Here is a 19,869-nt window from a genome sequence, read left to right as displayed (position 1 = left end):
GATAACCGCGCCGATGCATGAGGTCAGCCATGAGCTTCCGCCGCGACACCATCACAAAGCCGATCTTCTCCTGGGCGCGCGGCGTGCTGCCAGCGATGTCCGACACCGAGCGCGAGGCGCTGGAGGCCGGTGACGTCTGGTGGGATGCCGATCTCTTCACCGGCGACCCCGATTGGTCGAAGTTGCTGAAGGTGCCTCAGGCGACGCTCACCCCCGAGGAGCAGGCCTTTCTCAACGGCCCGGTCGACGCGCTCTGCGCCATGCTCGACGAGTGGAAGATCTTCTGGGAATGGCGTGACCTGCCGCCAGACGTCTGGCACTTCGTCAAGCGTGAGAAATTCTTCGGCATGATCATTCCGAAGGAATTCGGTGGTCTCGGCTTCTCGCCCTATGCCCATTCGGAAGTGGTGCGCAAGATCTCGACCCGTTCGATCGCCGCGGCCGTCACCGTGATGGTGCCGAACTCGCTCGGGCCGGGCGAGCTCCTGATGCGCTTCGGCACGAAAGAGCAGCAGGAGCGCTGGTTGCCGCGCCTCGCCGACGGCCGCGACATTCCCTGCTTCGGCCTGACCAGCCCCGAAGCCGGCTCCGACGCCGCCTCGATGGTCGACACCGGCATCATCTGCAAGGGCGATTTCGAGGGCAGCGAGGTCATTGGCCTCAGGCTCAACTGGCACAAGCGCTACATCACGCTCGGCCCGGTCGCGACGCTGCTGGGCCTCGCCTTCAAGGCCTATGACCCCGACCACCTCGTGGGCAGCCAGGAAGAGCTTGGCATCACCGTCGCGCTGATCCCGACCAATCTGCCGGGCGTCAAGATCGGCCATCGTCATCTGCCGTCGATGCAGGTGTTCCAGAATGGCCCGAACTGGGGCCGCGACGTCTTCATCCCGCTCGACTACGTCATCGGCGGCAAGGAGAGACTCGGGCAGGGCTGGAAGATGCTGATGACCGCGCTCGCCGCCGGCCGCGGCATTTCTCTTCCATCGTTGTCGGCGGCCGGCGCCGCCTATGCCGCCCGTACCACCGGCGCCTATGCCCGCATCCGCGAGCAGTTCGGCATCTCTATCTCCAAATTCGAGGGCGTCGAGGAGCCGCTCGCGCGTATCGTCGCCACCGCCTACCAGCTCGACGCGGCGCGCCGGCTGACCTGCGCGGCGCTGAATGCCGGCATCCATCCCGCCGTCATCTCCGGCATCATGAAGCTGCACGCGACCGAGCGGATGCGCACGGCGGTCGACGACGCCATGGACATCCATGGCGGCAAGGCCGTGATCGACGGTCCGCAAAACTATCTCGGCAATCTGCACCGCGCCGTGCCTGTCGGTATCACGGTCGAGGGCGCCAACATCCTGACCCGCAACCTCATCGTGTTCGGGCAGGGTGCCATCCGCGCGCATCCCTATCTGCTTGACGAGATGAATGCGCTTGCGGACGCCGATCGCGAACGCGGGCTCACCGCCTTTGACAAGGCGTTCTGGAAACATGCCGGCCACAGCTTCCAGACGCTGTTGCGTGCGTTCGGCCGGAGCTGGAGCTTCGGCGCCTTCGCGCTTGCGCCGGATGCGGGCGATGCCACGCCATTCTATCGCCAGCTCGCGCGCTACTCCGCGGCCTTCGCGCTCTGCGCCGACATGGCGCTGCTCACGCTCGGCGGCGCGCTCAAGCGCAAGGAGATGCTGTCGGCGAGGTTCGGCGACATCCTCTCCGAGCTCTATCTGCTCTCGGCCGCGCTGAAACGCTGGCAGGACGAGGGCCGGCAGAAGGAGGACTTCGCTGCGCTGGAATGGTGCATGGCGACCGGCTTCAAGACCATCGAGAACCGGCTTGCTGAGATCCTCGCCAATCTGCCCAATCGTTTTGTCGCTGTCATCCTCAAGCTCGTGGTCCAGCCCTTCGGCGCGCGGGTGCTCGGCCCGTCTGACCGTGTCGTGCACCAGTGCGCCAGCCTCGTGCTGGAGCCGTCGGCGGCGCGCGAGCGCCTCACGCCGGATCTCGCTTATGTCGATGACGACGGCGGCTTTGCCCGGCTGGAGCGCGCGTTCAAGCTCGTTGCGGCCACCGATGCCATCGCCAAGCGCATGCGCGCCGCGCACATCCGCGACTGGAAGGACGCCGTCACCAAGGGCGTGATCACGCAGGCCGAAGGCGAGCAGCTTGCGGCCGCTCATGAAGCCGTCACAAAAGTGATCGAGGTCGACGATTTTGCGCCCGAAGCGCTGTCGCCGATTTACAAGAAAACCGGAGATGTGCATCAGTTCTTCCAGGAACTCGGTGAACAGAGGGCGGCGAGCTGATGGCACGACCGGTTTTCATCGTCGACGGCAGCCGGACGCCGTTTCTCAAAGCGCGTTCGGGGCCGGGGCCGTTCACGCCAGTCGATCTCGCCGTGCAATGCGGCCGGCCGCTGCTGGCACGCCAGCCGTTTTCACCCGATGATTTCGACCGGGTCATCCTCGGTTGCGTCAACGTGATCGCGGACGAGATGAACCCGGCCCGCGTCGCCGCGCTCCGGCTCGGCATGGGCGAGGACATGGTCGCCTTCACCGTGCAGATCAATTGCGGCTCCGGCATGCAGTCGATCGACACGGCCTACCGCTACATCCGCGAGGGTCATGCCGACATGGTCCTCGCCGGCGGCACCGAGGCGCTGAGCCACGCGCCGCTGGTCTGGCCGAATTCCGGTGTGCGCTGGTTCGCCGGCCTTGCCACCGCCAAGGGTATGGCCGCGAAGCTCGCTGCCGCCTTCAAGCTGCGGCCGCGCTACCTCAAGCCGATCATCGGCCTGGAGCGCGGGCTGACCGATCCCATCACCGACTTGAACATGGGCCAGACCGCCGAGGTCGTCGGCCATCTCTTCGGCATCACGCGGGCACAGTCCGACGCTTATGCCGCCGAGAGTCATCGCCGGCTCGCGCATGCGCAGGCCGAAGGTTTTCTCAAGGGCGAGGTCGAGACAGCGTTCTCCCGCGACGGAAAATTCTTCGACCATGACGACGGCGTGCGGCCGGACTCGACGGCCGAGACGCTCGCAAAGCTGCGGCCGGTGTTCGAACGCCCTTGGGGCCAGGTCACCGCCGGCAATTCGTCGCAGATCACCGACGGTGCCTCCTGGGTGATCCTCGCCTCCGACGCGGCGGTCGCAAAGCACAGACTGACGCCGAAGGCTGTCATCGTCGACAGCCACTGGGCGGCGCTCGATCCCAGCATCATGGGACTGGGACCCGTGATGTCGGCGACGCCGCTGCTTCACCGCAACGACCTCACCGTCAAGGACGTCGAAACCTGGGAGCTGAACGAGGCTTTTGCGACGCAGGTGCTCGGCTGTCTCGCCGCCTGGAACGACGACAAATTCTGTCGCGAGATCCTGGGCCTCGACGGCGCGGCCGGCGAGATCGACCGTGACAGGCTCAACGTCGATGGCGGTGCCATCTCGCTCGGCCATCCCGTCGGCACCTCCGGCAACCGCATCGTGCTGCATCTCGTCAATGCGATGAAGCGGCTCGGCACGCGCCGCGGCGTTGCGACCGAATGCATCGGCGGCGGGCTCGGCGGCGCCATGCTGATCGAGGCGGTGTGACCATGGATTCCAGGATCATGACCGCGCTCGGCGACCGCGTGCTGGAGCTTGGGCCCAGGCCCGCGACCGACTGCCCCTACAAGCACTTCAAGCTGACGCGCGATGCCGACGGCGTCGCCTGGCTGCTGTTCGACCGCGCAGATGCCAGCGCCAACACGCTGTCCGCGGACGTGATGGAGGAGTTCGATGCCGTGCTCGCGGCGATCGAGACCGAGCGCCCCGCCGGCCTCGTGATCCGCTCGGCAAAGCCGTCCGGCTTCATTGCCGGCGCCGACGTCAACGAATTCCGCGGCGCCAGCGATCCCGAGATGGTCGAGACACGCATCCGCGCGGCGCATGCGGTGGTCGATCATCTGGAGGCGCTGAAGCTGCCGACGGTCGCGGTCATCCACGGCTTCTGCCTCGGCGGCGGGCTGGAGGTCGCGCTGGCCTGCCAGTCGCGCATTGCGATCGACGGCGCGCGCTTCGGCTTCCCGGAGGTGATGCTCGGCCTGCATCCCGGCCTCGGCGGCACCGCGCGCTTCACCGCGCTGGTGAACCCGACGCAGTCGATGGCGCTGATGCTGACCGGCCGCACCATCGATGCGCGCCGCGCCAGATCGCTCGGCCTCGTCGATACCGTGACGCAGGAGCGGCACGTCCGCAACGCGGTGAAGGATGCGCTGTTCGGCCGCTTGAAGCGGGCGCGTCCGGGCCTTCTGACTCACGCGGCCAATTTCGGTCCCGTGCGCGGGCTGCTGGCCAGGCGCATGCGCTCGGAGGCGGCGAAGGCCGCGCGCCGCGAGCATTATCCGGCGCCTTACGCGCTGATCGATCTCTGGGAGACCCATGGCGGCAGCAAGGCCGCGATGCTGAAGGCCGAGCAGGCCTCGTTCGCCAGGCTGATGGTGACGCCGACCGCGCAGAATTTGATCCGCGTGTTCTTCCTGCGCGAGCAGATGAAGAAGACGGCCGGCGGCGGCAACACGATCAAGCACGTCCATGTCATCGGCGCCGGCGCCATGGGTGGTGATATCGCGGCGTGGTGTGCGGGGCAGGGGCTGCGCGTCTCGCTCGCGGACATGAAGCCGGAGCCGGTCGCCGGCGCGGTGAAGCGCGCGGCCGAGCTTTACGGCAAGATCATTCGCAGGCCGACCGAGGTGCGCGATGCGCTTGATCGTCTGATCCCCGACATGGACGGCGAGGGCGTTCGCAACGCCGATCTGATCATCGAGGCGGTGCCGGAAAAGCTCGAGCTGAAGCAGAAGGTCTATGCGGGCCTCGAGCCGAAGATGAAGCCGGGCGCGATCCTTGCGACCAACACGTCGAGCATTCCGCTCCAGGATCTGCGCACCACGCTGGCGCGGCCCGATCGTCTCGTCGGCCTGCACTTCTTCAACCCGGTGTCGCGGCTGCAGCTGGTCGAAGTCGTCAGCCATGACGGCAACGACGCGCGGGTGCTGAAGGAGGCGCTCGCCTTCGTCGGCGCGATCGACCGTCTGCCGCTCTCCGTGAAGAGCTCGCCCGGCTTCCTCGTCAACCGTGCGCTGACGCCCTACATGCTGGAGGCGATGGTGATGCTGGATGAGAGGATCGACCAGCGCCTGATCGACGCGGCGGCCGAGCAGTTCGGCATGCCGATGGGGCCGATCGAGCTCGCCGACCAGGTCGGGCTCGACATCTGCCTCGACGTCGGTGACATGCTGCGGACCAAGTTCGGCGATCTGCTCCCGCCGACGCCGGCTTGGCTGCGCGAGAAGGTCGCCAAGGGCGAGCTCGGCCGCAAGACGGGCAAGGGATTCTACACCTGGAAGGACGGCAAGGCGGAGAAGGCGCCGTTGCCCGAGACCGGCCCGCGCGTCACCGACCCGATGATCGACCGCCTGGTGCTGCCGATGTCCAATGTCTGCGTCGCGGCACTCCGCGAAGGTATCGTCGACGATGCCGATGCGGTCGACGGCGCCATGATCTTCGGCACTGGATATGCACCGTTCCGCGGCGGTCCGCTGAACTACGCGCGCACGCGCGGCGTGGAAAATGTCGTATCCACCCTGCGCGCGCTGGCCGAGCGATTCGGCGGGCGCTTTGCGCCCGATCCGGGCTGGGACAATTTTAGGTGAGACCGACATGACCGAGAAGTCCGACACCGAGCCGCGCGGCGATCTCTGCATTCGCACGCTGGCAATGCCCGCCGACACCAATGCCAACGGCGACATCTTCGGCGGCTGGCTGCTCAGCCAGATGGATGTCGGCGGCGGCGTGTTCGCATCGAAGCTCGCGAGGTCGCGTACGGTCACCGTGGCGATCGAGGCGATGAATTTTCGCAAAGCGGTCTATGTCGGCGATCTCGTTTCGGTCTATGCCAATCTCGTCCGCGTGGGCCGCACCTCGATGACCGTGCATCTCGAAGCCTGGGCGCTACGGCGCAGGGAGCTCCAGCCGATCCTCGTCACCGACGGTCATTTCACCTACGTCTCGATCGATGATGACGGCCGTCCGCAAGCGATCCAGCGCAACGATCCGCCGATCGCGACGTAATCGCGCGCGACGCTCTGCCCCATCTCACGCAAACTTGCGGCACGCCAAACGCGGCGCGACTGAGTCACCGCGTCGCGGCTTCGCCAAGAACAAGTCATAAAACGGATGAGGTCCCGGCGTACTCAATTGCGTGTCGATTCGGGGTGGAGACGGCCTCAAATGCTCAGGAACCTTTGGGCAGGATTGCCGTTATTTGCCCGCACTGAGGAATCTACGGACCATGCCGGACAGCTACATTATCGAAGTCGACTCGCAAACCGCAGGTATCGTCGTTCGTTCTCAGGGAGGCTATTGTTTCTTCGCCTCGTCGCACCGCTTCAATCGCCTTGAAGGCCAGCTTTTCCGCAACGCACGCGAAGCCGAGCGTGCCGCGCGCAAGCTGGTTAACGGCGATGTGAAGGAAGCGGCGTAAACGCCGCCGCTGGCGATTTCTGGCGCGCAAAGCGTGGTCGGGATTTTTTGCAGCCCTTGATGCCGCTGCCTTTTCCTTCTCCCTTCATGTCCGCCGAAGCCTTGGCGAAGGCGGATGTGGGAGAAGGTGGCGCGAAGCGCCGGATGAGGGGTTGTTTCCGCGAATTCAATCGTGAGAGGGTCGCCCGCGGGGGCAACCCCTCATCCGTCTCGCCGCCGCGCGGCGAGCCACCCTCTCGCGCAGAGGGAGAGGGAAAGAATCGCAATCACAACTTCGTCGCGGAGCGCGACAACAACTTCCACTCGTCGCCTTGCTTCAGCCAGTTCATCAGGATGTGAAGGCTGTTTGCCACTTTCTGTCCGCCGGTCATCATCTCGGCCAACCAGTGGAAGCGCACGATCGCGGCGGGACCAACGATCTTGATGGTTGGATCCTTGTACGTAATCGACAGGAATTCGGTCTTGCCGTCGGTGGCGTTGGCGATAAAGGCCGCCTTATCCTCGAGGAAGCCGCTGGAATGGCTGTAGCTCAGATCGTCCGCGCACAGCGCGCCGAGGGCCTTCGGATCGGCCGCGATCTGGGCGAGGCGAAATGCCTCGACGTTCTTTGCCACCGCCTCGTGGTCCGTCGTGGCAGCATGGTCGCGATTCAGTGTCATCATATCCTCCGTCCTTGATCTTGCGCCCACTGTTGCAGCCGCACTTGATTGTGTCGAGCGCCAGGTCGCAATCGTCGTCGCAATACGCTGCATTGCGCCAGGCGGCGCGATTTCTGACGCGCAAAGCGTGGTCGGAATTTTTTGCAGCCCTTGATACCGCTGCCTTTTCCTTCTCCCCTTGTGGGAGAAGGTGGCGCGAAGCGCCGGATGAGGGGTTCTATCGGCGCATTCGGAAGCGAGAGAGTTACTCGCGGAAGCATACCCCTCACCCGTCTCGCCGCGAGCCACCCTCTCCCACAGGGGGAGAGGGAAAGAATCGCAATCACAGCTTCGTCGCAGCCCGCGACAGCAGCTTCCAATCGTCGCCCTGCTTCTGCCAGTTCATCAGGATGTGAAGATTGGTCGATACTTTTTTCCCATCGGCCGCCATTTCCTGTTCGCCCATCCAGTGGAAGCGCACGATCGCGGCGGGGCCGACGACCTTGATGGTCGGGTCCTTGTACTCGATCGACAGGAATTTTGATTTGCCGTCGGTGGCGTTGGTGATGAAGGTCGCCTTGTCCTCGACCTTGCCGTTGGAATGGCTGTAGCTCACCTCGTCGGCGCAGAGCGCGCCGAGCGCCTTGGGATCGGCCGCGATCTGGGCAAGGCGGAAGGCCTCGACCTTTTTCGCCACGGCTTCCTCATCCGCCGCGGCCGCCAACGCCGGTGCTGTGAGAGCAAGCGCGGAGACGGCAAGGGTTGAGACGGCAAGAGTCGAGAGAGCCAGATCGCGTCGGTTGATCGTCATCGTTTCCTCCTTTTTGGTCTTGCGCGGAGTGTTGCAGCCGCGCGCGACTTTGTCGAGTGTCGCTTGGCGGTCATGTCGATGCGTCATTGCGCGATCGGGGCTGCATTGATACGTGTTTCGCATTGATGCATCGTGCATTCGGGAAAGTACGGAAATGATCGAGGCCAAAGGGCAGGCGCAGGGGCAAGTGACGGGCAGGGCGCTGCTGTTCGACATCGACGGCACGCTGGCCAACACCGACCCGCTGCACCTCAAGGCGTTCAACCAGGTGCTTGGGCCGCTGGGCCATGTGTTCGATCACGCGCGCTTCTCCAGGGAGCTGCAAGGCTTCGCCAATGCGTCGATCGGCGAGCGCTTTCTGCCCGACGAAACCGTGGAACGGCGCGCCGTGATCCTCGGAGAGAAGGAGGTCGTCTTCCGCACACTCGTCGCCGGACAGATCGAGCCGCTTCCGGGCCTGATGGCGCTGCTCGACCGCGCGGATGCCGCCGGCATTCCCATGGTCGCCGTGACCAACGCGCCGCGTCCGAATGCCGAGCTGTTGCTCTCCGGTCTCGGCATCACGCACCGCTTCAGGGCACTTGTGATCGGCGACGAGCTGCCGCACGGCAAGCCGCACCCGCTGCCCTATCAGGAGGGGCTGCGTTTCGTCGGCGGGAGCGCGACGGCTTCGATCGCGTTCGAGGATTCCCGCTCCGGCGTGCAGTCGGCGACGGCCGCCGGCATTCCGACCATCGGCATCCGGACGAGCCTCAGCCATGCCGACCTTGTTGGCGCCGGCGCGGTTGCTTCCGCCAGCGCGTTCGACGATCCGGAACTGCTCGCGCGTCTCGCCGCCGCGATGGCATGGTGAGAGGCTTTGTCCGTTAACCGTGATCGCTGAGCGCATTGACCGAACGTGCGAACCGCCGCACCATGCGCCTTCCTGATTTGAGGCCATCGCCGTGACCGGATTGACCCATCGCCAAGCCGAAATCCTCAACATCGCGCGCGCCTCGGGGCGCGTCATGGTCGAGGAGCTCGCGCGCCGGTTCGAGGTCTCGGCGCAGACGATCCGCAAGGATCTGAACGATCTCTGCGAGCGCCGCTCGCTGACCCGTATCCACGGCGGCGCCATCATCGCCTCCGGCGTCGAAAACCTCGCCTACGAGGCGAGGCGGTTCGTCGCCGCCGACGAAAAGAAGGCGATCGGGGCTGCGGCCGCCTCGCTGATCCCGAACGGCTGCTCGCTCTTCATCAATATCGGCACCACGACCGAGGAGGTGGCGAGCGCGCTGACCTCGCACGAGGACCTCCTCGTCATCACCAACAATCTCAATGTCGCGATGCTGCTCTACCGCCATCCCCGCATTGAGGTGGTGGTCGCCGGCGGCACGGTGCGGCGGGCCGACGGTGCCGTGGTCGGCTCGACCGCGACGCAGCTCATCGGCCAGTTCAAGGTCGACTATGCCATCATCGGGGCGTCCGCGATCGACGAGGAGGGCGCGCTGCTCGACTTCGACTATCGCGAGGTGCAGGTGGCGCAAGCCATCATCGCCAATGCCCGCAGCGTCATGCTGGTTGCCGACTCCACCAAGCTGCGCCGCAGCGCGCCGGTGCGCATCGCCCATATCACCCAGATCCAGACCTTCGTGACCGACCAGGAGCTGCCCGAGCGCCTCGCCACCATCTGCCACAGCAAGGGCATCGAGGTGATGGCGGCGATGCCGAAGGATGCGGCGGATATCGATGATGCGCAGGCCGAAGCGCAGGATGCCGCGCCCGAAGCCGCGCCGGTGGTCCGGCTGAGATAGCGGCTTAGGCGTCGCTCCATGGGTCGAGCAGCGGAACGCCGAAGGCCGCAAAATCTTTCACATTGCGTGTGACGAGCGTGAGATCGTTGGCGAGCGCGGTGGCCGCAAAGAAGCCGTCCATCACGGACAACGCAACGCCATTGCGACGGCTCTGCGCCATCAGGTCGCCCCAGCGCTCAGCGACCGCGTGGTCGATCGGCAGGATGCGCTGCGCGAACCGAGCCGGCAGGTCATGGGCGAGCCAAGCGACCAGTGCGGCGCGCCGACGGCCATCGTCCAGCAGGGCGATGCCGCGGCGAAGCTCGGCGATCGAAGCAACGCTGATGAACGTGCGATCCTCATCGACCGTATCGAGCCATGCCAGGACTTTCGGGGAAGGCGCCGGCCGCTGAACCTCCGACAGCACGTTGGTGTCGAGGAGCAGGTTCACGGCATCTCGTCGCGCGGTTCGTCCTGCACCCGTTCAAGTTCGAGGTCGGCACCGCGCAGCGGCGAAGCCAGCAGGAATTCAGCTAGCGTGCCTTTGCGTGCCGTCTTTCGCGCCCATTCATCCGCGGAAACGACAACCGCATTGGGCCTGCCGTGTCGGGTGATGATCTGGGGGCCAGTTTGGGCGCGATCGACCACCTCGGACAGGCGTGCCTTGGCATTGGCGAGCGTCCACGTGTCAGTCGGGGGCGAATCGGGGGCGGTGCTGCGGTCTGTCATGCCGAATATAACTAATGTGACTATTATGACTATATTGGCTCTACGTGACTATTCAAGATCGTATTGCGGTTTCGATTGGCGTCCGAACTGCCCATTTCCACGGCTGATTGCCCACCAGAAAGTTCCTCTTTCACTTCCCTTCGCCTCTCTTTCATCTTGCTTTCGTTTTTCGGTGTGATCTAATCAAAAACGAAAGTAGTCGCTCGAAGGAACGAGCGGTCGCCGGGGGATGCGTCTGTTGGAGCGTATTTTCGACCTCGCCATTATCGGAGGCGGTGTTAACGGCTGCGGCATCGCGCGCGACGCGGTGGGCCGGGGCAACACGGTTTTCCTGTGCGAAATGAACGATCTGGCGAGCGGGACCTCGTCCTGGTCGACCAAGCTGGTGCATGGCGGCCTGCGCTATCTCGAATATTACGAGTTTCGCCTGGTCCGCGAGGCGCTGATCGAGCGCGAGATCCTTTGGGGCATCGCGCCCCATATCATCCATCCCCTGCGTTTCGTTTTGCCGCATCACGCCGGCCTGCGTCCGGCCTGGCTGCTGCGCCTCGGCCTCTTCCTCTATGACCATATCGGCGGCCGGCACCTGTTGCCGGCGACGCGTTCGGTCGATCTCAGGCGTGACGAGGTCGGCCGCCCGCTGATCCCGAACCGCTACAGCCGCGCGTTCGAATATTCCGACTGCTTCGTCGACGACGCCCGTCTCGTCGTGCTCAACGCGCGCGATGCCGCGGACAAGGGCGCCGAGATCCGCACCCGCACCCGCGCGACGGATATCAAGCAGTCCGGCGGCATCTGGACCGTCAGCATGGTCAGCACGCTGACCGGCGAGCGTTCGCAGATCCAGGCCCGCGCGGTGGTCAATGCCGGCGGCCCCTGGGTCGAGGATGTGCTCGGCCGCGGCGCTGGCGTGAACGCGAAGGCCAAGGTGCGCCTGGTGCAGGGGTCGCACATCGTAGTCAAAAAGCTCTACGACCACGACCGCGCCTACATGTTCCAGAACGCCGACGGCCGCATCATCTTCGTGATCCCGTACCAGGACGATTTCACGCTGATCGGCACCACCGATCGCGATTATGACGGCGATCCCTCCAAGGTGAAGGCGACGCCCGAAGAGATCGAGTACCTCTGCGCCGCCGCGAGCGAATACCTGGCCAAGCCGGTGACTTCGGCGGACGTGGTCTGGACCTATTCCGGCGTGCGGCCGCTTTATGACGACGGCGCCAGCGAAGCCAAGGCCGCGACGCGCGACTACGTGTTCGAGCTCGACACACCCGGCGGCGTGCCGCTGCTCTCGATCTATGGCGGCAAGATTACGACCTACCGCCGACTCGCCGAAGAGGCGCTGGAACGGCTCGCGCCCTATCTTCGCAGTGCGAAAGCGCGCGAAGGCTGGACCGGCAAATGGCCGCTGCCCGGCGGGGACATGGGCGTGTCCGACGTCGACGGCCTGATCGCCGAGCTCCAGCGCGGCTATCCCTTCCTCAGCCATGAGCATGCCCGGCGCCTCGCGCGCGCCTATGGTACCCGCGCCATCAAGCTGCTTGGTGATGCCAAGTCGGTCGCCGATCTCGGCCAGGCCTTCGGCGCGACACTGACCGAACGCGAGGTCCGCTACCTCATGGCCAATGAATGGGCGGTCACGGCGGAAGACATCGTCTGGCGCCGCTCCAAACTTGGCCTGCGACTATCTGCCGACGAGGTTGCTGCATTGAACGACTGGATTGCAACCCACGCTGTGCCGCAAAGTCCCCTGCTGGAAGCGGGAGGACGCCCATGACCGTGACGCTCGATCATGTGACCCGGACCGTCGAGGGGATACCGCACATCCGCGACGTCTCGCTGACGCTCGAGAGCGGGACGCTCAACGTGCTGCTCGGGCCGACGCTGTCAGGCAAGACCTCGATCATGCGGCTGCTCGCCGGCCTCGACAAGCCGACGACGGGCAAGGTGCTGGTCAACGGCAAGGACGTCACCGGCGTCGACGTGCGCAAGCGTTCGGTCGCGATGGTCTATCAGCAGTTCATCAACTACCCCTCGCTCACGGTCTACGAGAACATCGCTTCGCCCTTGCGCGTGCAGGGCAAGCCGCGCGAAGAGATCGAGAAGCGCGTGGCGGAAGCCGCGCGGCTGCTCCGGCTCGAGCCGTTCCTGAAACGCACGCCGCTCCAGCTCTCCGGCGGCCAGCAGCAGCGCACCGCGATGGCGCGCGCGCTGGTGAAGGGCGCCGATCTCGTGCTGCTCGACGAACCGCTCGCCAATCTCGACTACAAGCTGCGCGAGGAGCTTCGTACCGAGCTGCCGCGCATCTTCGAGGCGTCCGGCGCGATCTTCGTTTATGCCACGACCGAGCCGACCGAGGCGCTGCTGCTCGGCGGCAACACGGTCTGCATGTGGGAGGGGCAGGCGCTCCAGATCGGCGAGACGCCGAACGTCTACCGCCGTCCGCAGACGCTGCGTGTCGCTCAGGTGTTCTCCGATCCGCCGCTCAACCTCGTCGGCATCGAGAAAAAGAACGGCTCTGTGCAATATGCAGGCGGCATCGCCGCGCCGGCCTCCGGGCTCTATTCATCGCTCGCCGACGGCGCCTATCGCGTCGGCTTCCGCGCGCATCAGCTCGCCCTCGCCAATGGCGAGACCGACCGCCACGCCTTCCACGCCACGGTGACGGTGACCGAGATCACCGGTTCGGAGAGTTTTGTGCATCTGACCCGCGACGGATCGAACTGGGTGGCAGTGCTGCACGGCGTGCACGAGTTTGAGCCCGGCCAGACCATCGATGCCGTGCTCGATCCCAATGATATCTTCGTCTTCGACGCGGCCGACCGTCTGGTCGCCGCGCCGAGCTCGTAAGGGGGAGATGCGACATGGCCCGCATTGACCTCGTCGATCTCGCCCACTCTTACGGCGGCAATGATGCGCCGCAGGACAGCTTTGCGCTGAAGCCGGTGACCATGACCTGGCGGCAGGGCGGTGCTTACGCGCTGCTCGGCCCGTCCGGTTGCGGCAAGACCACGCTGCTCAACGTCATCTCCGGCATCATCACGCCGTCGCGGGGGAAAATCCTGTTCGACGGCCAGGACATCACACCGCTGTCAACCCAGAAGCGCAACATCGCCCAGGTGTTCCAGTTTCCGGTGATCTACGACACCATGACGGTGGGGCAGAACCTGGCGTTCCCGCTTAAGAACCGCGGCGTGCCGAAGGCCGAGATCGACAAGCGCGTCGCCGAGATCGGCCGCCTGCTCGACCTTGAGCCCTATCTCAATCGCAAGGCGACGCGCCTCACGGCGGATGCCAAGCAAAAAATCTCGCTCGGCCGCGGCCTGGTCCGCTCCGACGTCGCCGCCGTGCTGTTCGACGAGCCGCTGACCGTGATCGATCCCGAGCTGAAATGGCAGCTCCGTTCCAAGCTGAAGGCGTTGCATCGCGAGCTCGACCTGACGATGATCTACGTCACCCACGACCAGACCGAGGCGCTGACCTTCGCCGACACCGTTGTCGTCATGCATGACGGCCGCGTGGTGCAGAGCGGCACGCCCGCCGAGCTGTTCGACAAGCCGGCGCATACGTTCGTGGGCTATTTCATCGGCTCGCCCGGCATGAACATCCTGCCGGCCGAGGTGAAGGGTCGCGAGGCGCGCATCGGCGGGAATGTCATCGCGCTCAACCGCAGCTATGACAGCCTGCCAGCCGGCGCCAAGATCGAGATCGGCGTGCGTCCGGAGTTTGTCGACGCCGTCGCGCCCGCACCCGGATTGCTCAGTGCGAAGATCGACCGCATCGACGACCTCGGCCGCATCCGCTTCGCGCGCGTCCGCATCGGCGAGGCCAAGATCGCGGCGCGCGCGCCGGCGGGCTTCACCAGCGCGGACGGTACCGCCGGGCTGAAGTTCGATCCGGCGCATGTCCACGTCTATGCCGACAGCCTTCTGGTGGAGGGAGCCGCCTGATGGACAAGACCGTCAACCAAAAAGCCTGGTTCCTGGTGCTGCCGGTGTTCCTGGTCGTGGCCTTCTCGGCGGTGCTGCCGCTGATGACGGTCGTGAACTATTCGATGCAGGACACCTTCGGCAACAACCAGTTCTTCTGGAACGGCGTCGGCTGGTTCAAGGAGCTGCTCGATCCATCGACCGATCTCGGCGGCCGATTCCTCGCCTCGCTCGGCCGCAATCTGTTCTTCTCGATGGTGATCCTCGCGATCGAGGTGCCGCTCGGCATCGTCATCGCGCTGTCGATGCCGCGTCAGGGCTGGACGGTGGCGGCCTGCCTCGTCATCCTCGCGCTGCCGCTGCTGATTCCGTGGAACGTGGTCGGCACGATCTGGCAGATCTTCGGCCGGCCCGACATCGGTCTGATGGGCTATGTGCTCAATGCGATCGGCATCGACTACAACTACGTCTCCAACGCCGTCGATGCCTGGGTTACCGTCATCGTGATGGACGTCTGGCACTGGACCAGCCTGGTCGCGCTGCTGTGCTACGCCGGCCTGAAGTCGATCCCCGAGGCCTATTACCAGGCAGCTCAGATCGACGGCGCCTCGCGCTGGGCTGTGTTCAAGGCGATCCAGCTGCCGAAGATGAACCGCGTGCTCCTGATCGCCGTGCTGCTGCGCTTCATGGACTCGTTCATGATCTACACCGAGCCGTTCGTGGTGACGGGTGGCGGACCCGGCAACTCGACGACCTTCGTGTCGATCGAGCTCGTCAAGATCGCGCTCGGCCAGTTCGACCTCGGCAAGGCCGCGGCGCTCTCGCTGGTCTATAATCTGATCATCCTGATCGTCTGCTGGATCTTCTATACCGTCATGACCAATGCCGGCGTCGAACGCAAAGTCCAGGCCGAGACCGAGCCGGCGACGGAGCCCAAGCCTTCGGCCGTGCTCAAGCCCGTGACTGCACTCAAGCCAAAGGAAGGAGTGGCCTGATGCACTCAATTCCCGGCCGCCGCGTCATCATGGCGCTGTTTCTGATCTTCCTGTTGTTGCCGATCTACTGGCTCGTCAACATGAGCTTCAAGACCAACGCAGAAATCGTCTCGACGATGACGCTGTGGCCACATGCGCCGACGCTGCAGCATTACAAGCGCATCTTCACCGACGAGAGCTGGTACTCCGGCTACATCAACTCGCTCAAATACGTCGTCCTCAACACCATCATCTCGATCTCGGTGGCGCTGCCCGCGGCCTACGCGTTCTCGCGCTACCGCTTCCTCGGCGACAAGCACCTGTTCTTCTGGCTGCTGTCGAACCGCATGGCCCCGGCGGCGGTCTATGCGCTGCCGTTCTTCAACCTCTATTCGGCGATCGGCCTGTTCGATACGCCGTGGGCGGTCGCGCTCGCGCATTGCATCTTCAACGTTCCGCTGGCGGTGTGGATCCTCGAAGGCTTCGTCTCCGGCGTGCCGCGCGAGATCGACGAGACCGCCTTCCTCGACGGCTATTCCTTTCCGCGCTTCTTCATCAGGATCCTGGTGCCGCTGATCGCGAGCGGCATCGGCGTCGCCGCCTTCTTCTGCTTCATGTTTTCCTGGGTCGAGCTCCTGCTCGCGCGGACGCTGACCTCGGTGCAGGCAAAACCGATCGCGGCGATCATGACGCGTACGGTGTCGGCTGCGGGCATGGACTGGGGCCTGCTGGCCGCGGCCGGCGTGCTTACCATCATCCCAGGCGCGCTCGTGATCTGGTTCGTCCGCAATTACATCGCGAGCGGTTTCGCGCTCGGTCGGGTCTAGGGAGGCATCGATGGAATCTATTGCATGGATGGCCTGGACGCTGCCGACGGCGATCTTCTTCGTGGCGCTCGCCTCCACCCTCGCGGTCATGACGTGCCTCGCCGCGGTCTATCCCGAAGCCGAGCGCGTCGGCGTGCTCAGCATTCCGACGACGCGGGGCGACCGCCTGTTCATCTCCTTGATCACGGCGGCCGTCATCCACCTTCTGTGGATCGCCTTCGCCGGCACCGACACGCTCGCCACCCTGCCGATCGGCGAGGAAGGTTTTGAGATCTCGAGCCTGTGGCTCGCAAGTGGGATTTCGCTGGCCACGGCCGTGCTCATTTTTCGCACGGTCTGAAGCTCGCGAAGGGACGGCCAGATCCGGGGGCAACCCGGGCCTGTATAAAATTTTGTCGCTGCAACGGAGGAACAACATGCGACAGTTTAGGAGAAGGAAAGGTCCATTGACCAAGAATAGCTTTCTGACCATGTCCAGCGCCGCCGCCATCGTGGCGGTGTCGTTCGCCGTCTCGGCGCCGGTCCGCGCCGCCGACGACGCCGCGATCCAGAAGTGGATTGCGGAATTCCAGCCCTCGACGCTGTCAAAGGACGAGCAGAAGAAGGAGCTGGAGTGGTTCGCCAAGGCCGCCGAGCCCTTCAAGGGCATGGAGATCAACGTCGTCTCCGAGACCATCGCGACCCACGAATACGAGTCGCAGACGCTGGCAAAGGCGTTCTCCGAGCTCACCGGCATCAAGCTCAAGCACGACATCATCCAGGAAGGTGACGTCGTCGAGAAGCTGCAGACCCAGATGCAGTCCGGCAAGAACGTCTATGACGGCTGGATCAACGATTCCGATCTGATCGGCACACACTTCCGCTACGGCCAGACCATCGCGCTGTCGGACTACATGACCGGCGAGGGCAAGGACGTCACCGATCCCCAGCTCGACGTCAACGACTTCATCGGCAAGTCGTTCGGCACCGCGCCGGACGGCAAACTCTATCAGCTGCCCGACCAGCAGTTCGCGAACCTCTATTGGTTCCGCTACGACTGGTTCACCAACGCGGACTACAAGGCCAAGTTCAAGGCCAAGTATGGCTACGAGCTCGGCGTGCCCGTGAACTGGTCGGCCTATGAAGACATCGCCGAGTTCTTCACGAACGACATCAAGGAGATCAACGGCGTCAAGGTCTACGGCCATATGGACTATGGCAAGAAGGACCCGTCGCTCGGATGGCGTTTCACCGACGCCTGGCTGTCGATGGCCGGCAACGGTGACAAGGGCATTCCGAACGGTCTGCCGGTCGACGAATGGGGCATCCGCATGGAAGGCTGCCGTCCGGTCGGCTCCTCGGTCGATCGCGGTGGCGACACCAACGGTCCGGCCGCGGTCTACTCGATCACCAAGTACCTCGAGTGGATGAAGAAGTATGCTCCGCCGCAGGCCCAGGGCATGACCTTCTCCGAGTCCGGTCCCGTGCCGGCGCAGGGCAACATCGCCCAGCAGATGTTCTGGTACACCGCCTTCACCGCCGACATGGTGAAGCCGGGCATCGCCGTGATGAACGCGGACGGTACGCCGAAATGGCGTATGGCTCCGTCGCCGCACGGCTCGTACTGGAAGGAAGGCATGAAGCTCGGCTACCAGGACGCCGGCTCGCTCACGCTGTTGAAGTCGACCCCGGCTGACCGCCGCAAGGCGGCCTGGCTCTATCTCCAGTTCATCGTCTCCAAGACGGTGTCGCTGAAGAAGAGCCATGTCGGTCTCACCTTCATCCGTGAATCCGACATCTGGGACAAGTCGTTCACCGAGCGTGCGCCGAAGCTCGGCGGCCTGATCGAGTTCTACCGCTCGCCCGCGCGCGTGCAGTGGACCCCGACCGGCAACAACGTGCCTGACTATCCGAAGCTCGCGCAGCTCTGGTGGCAGAACATCGGCGATGCGTCGTCCGGTGCGAAGACGCCGCAAGCCGCGATGGATGCACTCGCGGCCGCTCAGGACTCCGTCATGGAGCGCCTCGAGAAGTCCGGCGTGCAGGGCGCCTGCGGTCCGAAGCTGCACAAGAAGGAGACCGCCGAGTACTGGTACGCCAAGGCCCAGAAGGACGGCACCATCGCACCGCAGCGCAAGCTCGCCAACGAGAAGCCGAAGGGTGAGACGGTCGACTACGACACGCTGATCAAGTCGTGGCCGGCATCCCCGCCCAAGCGCGCGGAAGCGAAGTAAGCGGCGCATAGCGTCATCAAACACGAAAGGCCGGGAGCGATCCCGGCCTTTTTCCTGGCGGATGTCGAGAATGGCGATTGTGCCGACTACACACTCGCTGTCATCGCCCGACTTGATCGGGCGATCCAGTATTCCAGAGACGGTCGTGATTGAACCGAAGAGCCGCGGCGTACTGGATGCCCCGCCTTCGCGGGGCATGACAGCCGTCGTGTGGTTGGTACTTACTCCGCCGGCTCGGCCGCGAGCGTCGGATAATCCGTGTAGCCCTTCGCGCCGCCGCCGTAGAACGTGTTCTTGTCCCAGTCGTTCAGCGCCGCGCCCGTCTTCAGCCGCTCGACCAGGTCGGGGTTGGAGATAAACGGCTTGCCGAAGGCAATGAGATCGGCCGCGTTCGCGTCCAGCACCTTGGTCGCGAGATCGAAGTCGTAGCCGTTGTTGGCGATGTAGGCGCCGGTGAAGCGCTTGCGCAGGCCCGCATAGTCGAACGGCGCGATGTCGCGCGGGCCGCCGGTGGCGCCTTCGACCACGTGCAGATAGACGAGCTTGAGCGCGTTGAGACCGTCGACGATGTGATCGAACAAGGCCTGCGGATTGGAGTCGGAGAGGTCGTTGGCTGGCGTCACCGGCGAGATGCGGATGCCGGTGCGGTCGGCGCCGGCCTCGGCGGCAACAGCCCTGGAAACCTCCAGCATCAGCCGCGCGCGGTTCTCGATGGAGCCGCCGTAAGCATCGGTGCGCTTGTTGGCACCGTCCCTTGCGAACTGGTCGAGCAGATAGCCGTTGGCGCCGTGGATTTCGACGCCGTCGAATCCGGCCTCGAGCGCATTCTTGGTGGCGCGCTTGAAGTCATCGATGATGCCGGGAAGTTCGGAGAGCTCGAGCGCGCGGGGTTCGGAGACGTCGGCAAAAGTGCCGTTGACAAAGGTCTTGCCCTTGGCGCGGATCGCGCTCGGCGCCACCGGGGCTGCGCCATTGGCCTGGAGATCGACATGCGAGATGCGGCCGACATGCCAGAGCTGGATGAAGATCTTGCCGCCGCGCTCATGCACGCGGTCGGTGACCTTGCGCCAGCCGGCGACCTGGTCCTTGCTGTAGATGCCGGGCGTGTCCTGGTAGCCCTGGCCCTGCTGTGAGATCTGGCTCGCTTCGGTGACCAGGAGACCTGCGGAGGCGCGCTGGCCGTAATAATCGGCGGCAAGCGGGCTCGGCACGAACGTGCCGGGCGCTGCGCGGTTGCGCGTCAGCGGCGCCATCACGAGGCGGTTGGCCAGCGTGATCGGGCCGAGCTTGTAGGTCTCTAGCAATTTGGTCGGGCGGCTCATGGGAATGCTTCCAGGCGGTGAGAGATCACGAACACTTGTGCATCGCGACAATCAGCGCAAGGGAGGAGCCATACGGAAAGTGCAGGCGAGCTACGCGGCCTGGCCCGCGTAGCATGATTCATGTGCAATCCCGGCCATGACAG

The 19,869-nt window shown here is 64.7% G+C and carries 19 protein-coding genes; 14 read left to right on the top strand and 5 right to left on the bottom strand.

The window, feature by feature from the left end:
* The first annotated feature begins 29 nt into the window (after nt 1-29).
* From ACVJ5M_RS38435 to ACVJ5M_RS38415, 5 genes are all read left to right on the top strand, one after another.
* On the top strand, nt 30-2,297 hold the full coding sequence (locus tag ACVJ5M_RS38435; RefSeq protein WP_231144342.1) for an acyl-CoA dehydrogenase: 2,268 nt from the start codon (nt 30-32) through the stop codon (nt 2,295-2,297).
* Nucleotides 2,297-3,580, top strand: a complete 1,284-nt coding sequence (locus ACVJ5M_RS38430; protein ID WP_063985195.1) for an acetyl-CoA C-acetyltransferase — start codon at nt 2,297-2,299, stop codon at nt 3,578-3,580. The genes ACVJ5M_RS38435 and ACVJ5M_RS38430 overlap by 1 nt, the downstream gene beginning before the upstream one ends.
* A 2-nt stretch (nt 3,581-3,582) precedes the next feature.
* A complete protein-coding gene (locus ACVJ5M_RS38425; RefSeq protein ID WP_063985194.1) occupies nt 3,583-5,679 on the top strand; it encodes a 3-hydroxyacyl-CoA dehydrogenase NAD-binding domain-containing protein in 2,097 nt (698 codons plus the stop codon).
* Nucleotides 5,680-5,686: 7 nt separating this feature from the next.
* Entirely contained in the window at nt 5,687-6,097 is a 411-nt protein-coding gene (locus ACVJ5M_RS38420) for an acyl-CoA thioesterase (protein ID WP_063985193.1), read from the top strand.
* A 220-nt stretch (nt 6,098-6,317) separates the two neighbouring features.
* The gene (locus ACVJ5M_RS38415) at nt 6,318-6,509 is read left to right on the top strand and encodes a hypothetical protein (protein ID WP_028134810.1); all 192 of its coding nucleotides are present in this window, start codon (nt 6,318-6,320) and stop codon (nt 6,507-6,509) included.
* Nucleotides 6,510-6,774: 265 nt separating this feature from the next.
* On the opposite strand, the gene ACVJ5M_RS38410 is transcribed toward ACVJ5M_RS38415, so the two are convergent.
* Nucleotides 6,775-7,170 (bottom strand): nuclear transport factor 2 family protein, encoded by a 396-nt coding sequence (locus ACVJ5M_RS38410; protein ID WP_155795382.1) that lies wholly within the window; start codon nt 7,168-7,170, stop codon nt 6,775-6,777.
* A gap of 319 nt (nt 7,171-7,489) precedes the next feature.
* Nucleotides 7,490-7,957, bottom strand: coding sequence for a nuclear transport factor 2 family protein (locus tag ACVJ5M_RS38405; protein ID WP_231144343.1), 468 nt, complete (start codon nt 7,955-7,957; stop codon nt 7,490-7,492).
* A gap of 154 nt (nt 7,958-8,111) precedes the next feature.
* On the opposite strand from ACVJ5M_RS38405, the gene ACVJ5M_RS38400 reads away from it, so the two are divergent.
* Nucleotides 8,112-8,810, top strand: a complete 699-nt coding sequence (locus ACVJ5M_RS38400; protein WP_063985192.1) for an HAD family hydrolase — start codon at nt 8,112-8,114, stop codon at nt 8,808-8,810.
* A gap of 91 nt (nt 8,811-8,901) precedes the next feature.
* Nucleotides 8,902-9,750, top strand: a complete 849-nt coding sequence (locus ACVJ5M_RS38395; RefSeq protein WP_063985191.1) for a DeoR/GlpR family DNA-binding transcription regulator — start codon at nt 8,902-8,904, stop codon at nt 9,748-9,750.
* Nucleotides 9,751-9,754: 4 nt separating this feature from the next.
* On the opposite strand, the gene ACVJ5M_RS38390 is transcribed toward ACVJ5M_RS38395, so the two are convergent.
* Both ACVJ5M_RS38390 and ACVJ5M_RS38385 read right to left on the bottom strand, forming a co-directional pair.
* A complete protein-coding gene (locus ACVJ5M_RS38390; RefSeq protein WP_063985190.1) occupies nt 9,755-10,180 on the bottom strand; it encodes a type II toxin-antitoxin system VapC family toxin in 426 nt (141 codons plus the stop codon).
* Complete coding sequence (locus ACVJ5M_RS38385; RefSeq protein WP_028148610.1) at nt 10,177-10,458, bottom strand: type II toxin-antitoxin system Phd/YefM family antitoxin; 282 nt, start codon at nt 10,456-10,458, stop codon at nt 10,177-10,179. The genes ACVJ5M_RS38390 and ACVJ5M_RS38385 overlap by 4 nt, the downstream gene beginning before the upstream one ends.
* Before the next feature lie 229 nt (nt 10,459-10,687).
* On the opposite strand from ACVJ5M_RS38385, the gene glpD reads away from it, so the two are divergent.
* From glpD to ACVJ5M_RS38350, 7 genes are all read left to right on the top strand, one after another.
* Nucleotides 10,688-12,238 (top strand): glycerol-3-phosphate dehydrogenase, encoded by a 1,551-nt coding sequence (gene glpD / locus ACVJ5M_RS38380; RefSeq protein ID WP_063985189.1) that lies wholly within the window; start codon nt 10,688-10,690, stop codon nt 12,236-12,238.
* Entirely contained in the window at nt 12,235-13,311 is a 1,077-nt protein-coding gene (locus tag ACVJ5M_RS38375; RefSeq protein WP_063985188.1) for an ABC transporter ATP-binding protein, read from the top strand. The genes glpD and ACVJ5M_RS38375 overlap by 4 nt, the downstream gene beginning before the upstream one ends.
* Nucleotides 13,312-13,325: 14 nt before the next feature.
* Nucleotides 13,326-14,411, top strand: coding sequence for an ABC transporter ATP-binding protein (locus tag ACVJ5M_RS38370; RefSeq protein WP_063985187.1), 1,086 nt, complete (start codon nt 13,326-13,328; stop codon nt 14,409-14,411).
* Entirely contained in the window at nt 14,411-15,385 is a 975-nt protein-coding gene (locus tag ACVJ5M_RS38365) for a carbohydrate ABC transporter permease (RefSeq protein ID WP_063985186.1), read from the top strand. Before ACVJ5M_RS38370 ends, ACVJ5M_RS38365 begins: the two co-directional genes overlap by 1 nt.
* Nucleotides 15,385-16,191: a carbohydrate ABC transporter permease gene (locus tag ACVJ5M_RS38360; protein ID WP_063985185.1), complete on the top strand. Its 807-nt coding sequence runs from the start codon at nt 15,385-15,387 to the stop codon at nt 16,189-16,191. Before ACVJ5M_RS38365 ends, ACVJ5M_RS38360 begins: the two co-directional genes overlap by 1 nt.
* A gap of 10 nt (nt 16,192-16,201) precedes the next feature.
* Complete coding sequence (locus tag ACVJ5M_RS38355; RefSeq protein ID WP_063985184.1) at nt 16,202-16,531, top strand: DUF2160 domain-containing protein; 330 nt, start codon at nt 16,202-16,204, stop codon at nt 16,529-16,531.
* Nucleotides 16,532-16,661: 130 nt separating this feature from the next.
* Complete coding sequence (locus ACVJ5M_RS38350; protein ID WP_063985183.1) at nt 16,662-18,404, top strand: ABC transporter substrate-binding protein; 1,743 nt, start codon at nt 16,662-16,664, stop codon at nt 18,402-18,404.
* Between the two features lie 221 nt (nt 18,405-18,625).
* On the opposite strand, the gene ACVJ5M_RS38345 is transcribed toward ACVJ5M_RS38350, so the two are convergent.
* Nucleotides 18,626-19,726, bottom strand: coding sequence for an alkene reductase (locus ACVJ5M_RS38345; protein ID WP_063985182.1), 1,101 nt, complete (start codon nt 19,724-19,726; stop codon nt 18,626-18,628).
* Nucleotides 19,727-19,869 lie beyond the last annotated feature (143 nt).

Source organism: Bradyrhizobium sp. S3.7.6, assembly GCF_054061875.1.
This window is presented reverse-complemented; position numbering and strand designations above follow the sequence as displayed.

Bases quoted from the DNA above. Each gene is read 5' to 3' on its own strand.
- ACVJ5M_RS38435 (WP_231144342.1), top strand. From the start codon at position 30: ATGAGCTTCCGCCGCGACACCATCACAAAGCCGATCTTCTCCTGGGCG.
- ACVJ5M_RS38410 (WP_155795382.1), bottom strand. From the start codon at position 7,170: ATGATGACACTGAATCGCGACCATGCTGCCACGACGGACCACGAGGCG.
- ACVJ5M_RS38375 (WP_063985188.1), top strand. From the start codon at position 12,235: ATGACCGTGACGCTCGATCATGTGACCCGGACCGTCGAGGGGATACCG.
- ACVJ5M_RS38365 (WP_063985186.1), top strand. From the start codon at position 14,411: ATGGACAAGACCGTCAACCAAAAAGCCTGGTTCCTGGTGCTGCCGGTG.
- ACVJ5M_RS38355 (WP_063985184.1), top strand. From the start codon at position 16,202: ATGGAATCTATTGCATGGATGGCCTGGACGCTGCCGACGGCGATCTTC.
- ACVJ5M_RS38345 (WP_063985182.1), bottom strand. From the start codon at position 19,726: ATGAGCCGCCCGACCAAATTGCTAGAGACCTACAAGCTCGGCCCGATC.
- ACVJ5M_RS38405 (WP_231144343.1), bottom strand. From the start codon at position 7,957: ATGACGATCAACCGACGCGATCTGGCTCTCTCGACTCTTGCCGTCTCA.
- ACVJ5M_RS38400 (WP_063985192.1), top strand. From the start codon at position 8,112: ATGATCGAGGCCAAAGGGCAGGCGCAGGGGCAAGTGACGGGCAGGGCG.
- ACVJ5M_RS38420 (WP_063985193.1), top strand. From the start codon at position 5,687: ATGACCGAGAAGTCCGACACCGAGCCGCGCGGCGATCTCTGCATTCGC.
- ACVJ5M_RS38370 (WP_063985187.1), top strand. From the start codon at position 13,326: ATGGCCCGCATTGACCTCGTCGATCTCGCCCACTCTTACGGCGGCAAT.
- ACVJ5M_RS38425 (WP_063985194.1), top strand. From the start codon at position 3,583: ATGGATTCCAGGATCATGACCGCGCTCGGCGACCGCGTGCTGGAGCTT.
- glpD (WP_063985189.1), top strand. From the start codon at position 10,688: ATGCGTCTGTTGGAGCGTATTTTCGACCTCGCCATTATCGGAGGCGGT.
- ACVJ5M_RS38360 (WP_063985185.1), top strand. From the start codon at position 15,385: ATGCACTCAATTCCCGGCCGCCGCGTCATCATGGCGCTGTTTCTGATC.
- ACVJ5M_RS38430 (WP_063985195.1), top strand. From the start codon at position 2,297: ATGGCACGACCGGTTTTCATCGTCGACGGCAGCCGGACGCCGTTTCTC.
- ACVJ5M_RS38350 (WP_063985183.1), top strand. From the start codon at position 16,662: ATGTCCAGCGCCGCCGCCATCGTGGCGGTGTCGTTCGCCGTCTCGGCG.
- ACVJ5M_RS38415 (WP_028134810.1), top strand. From the start codon at position 6,318: ATGCCGGACAGCTACATTATCGAAGTCGACTCGCAAACCGCAGGTATC.
- ACVJ5M_RS38385 (WP_028148610.1), bottom strand. From the start codon at position 10,458: ATGACAGACCGCAGCACCGCCCCCGATTCGCCCCCGACTGACACGTGG.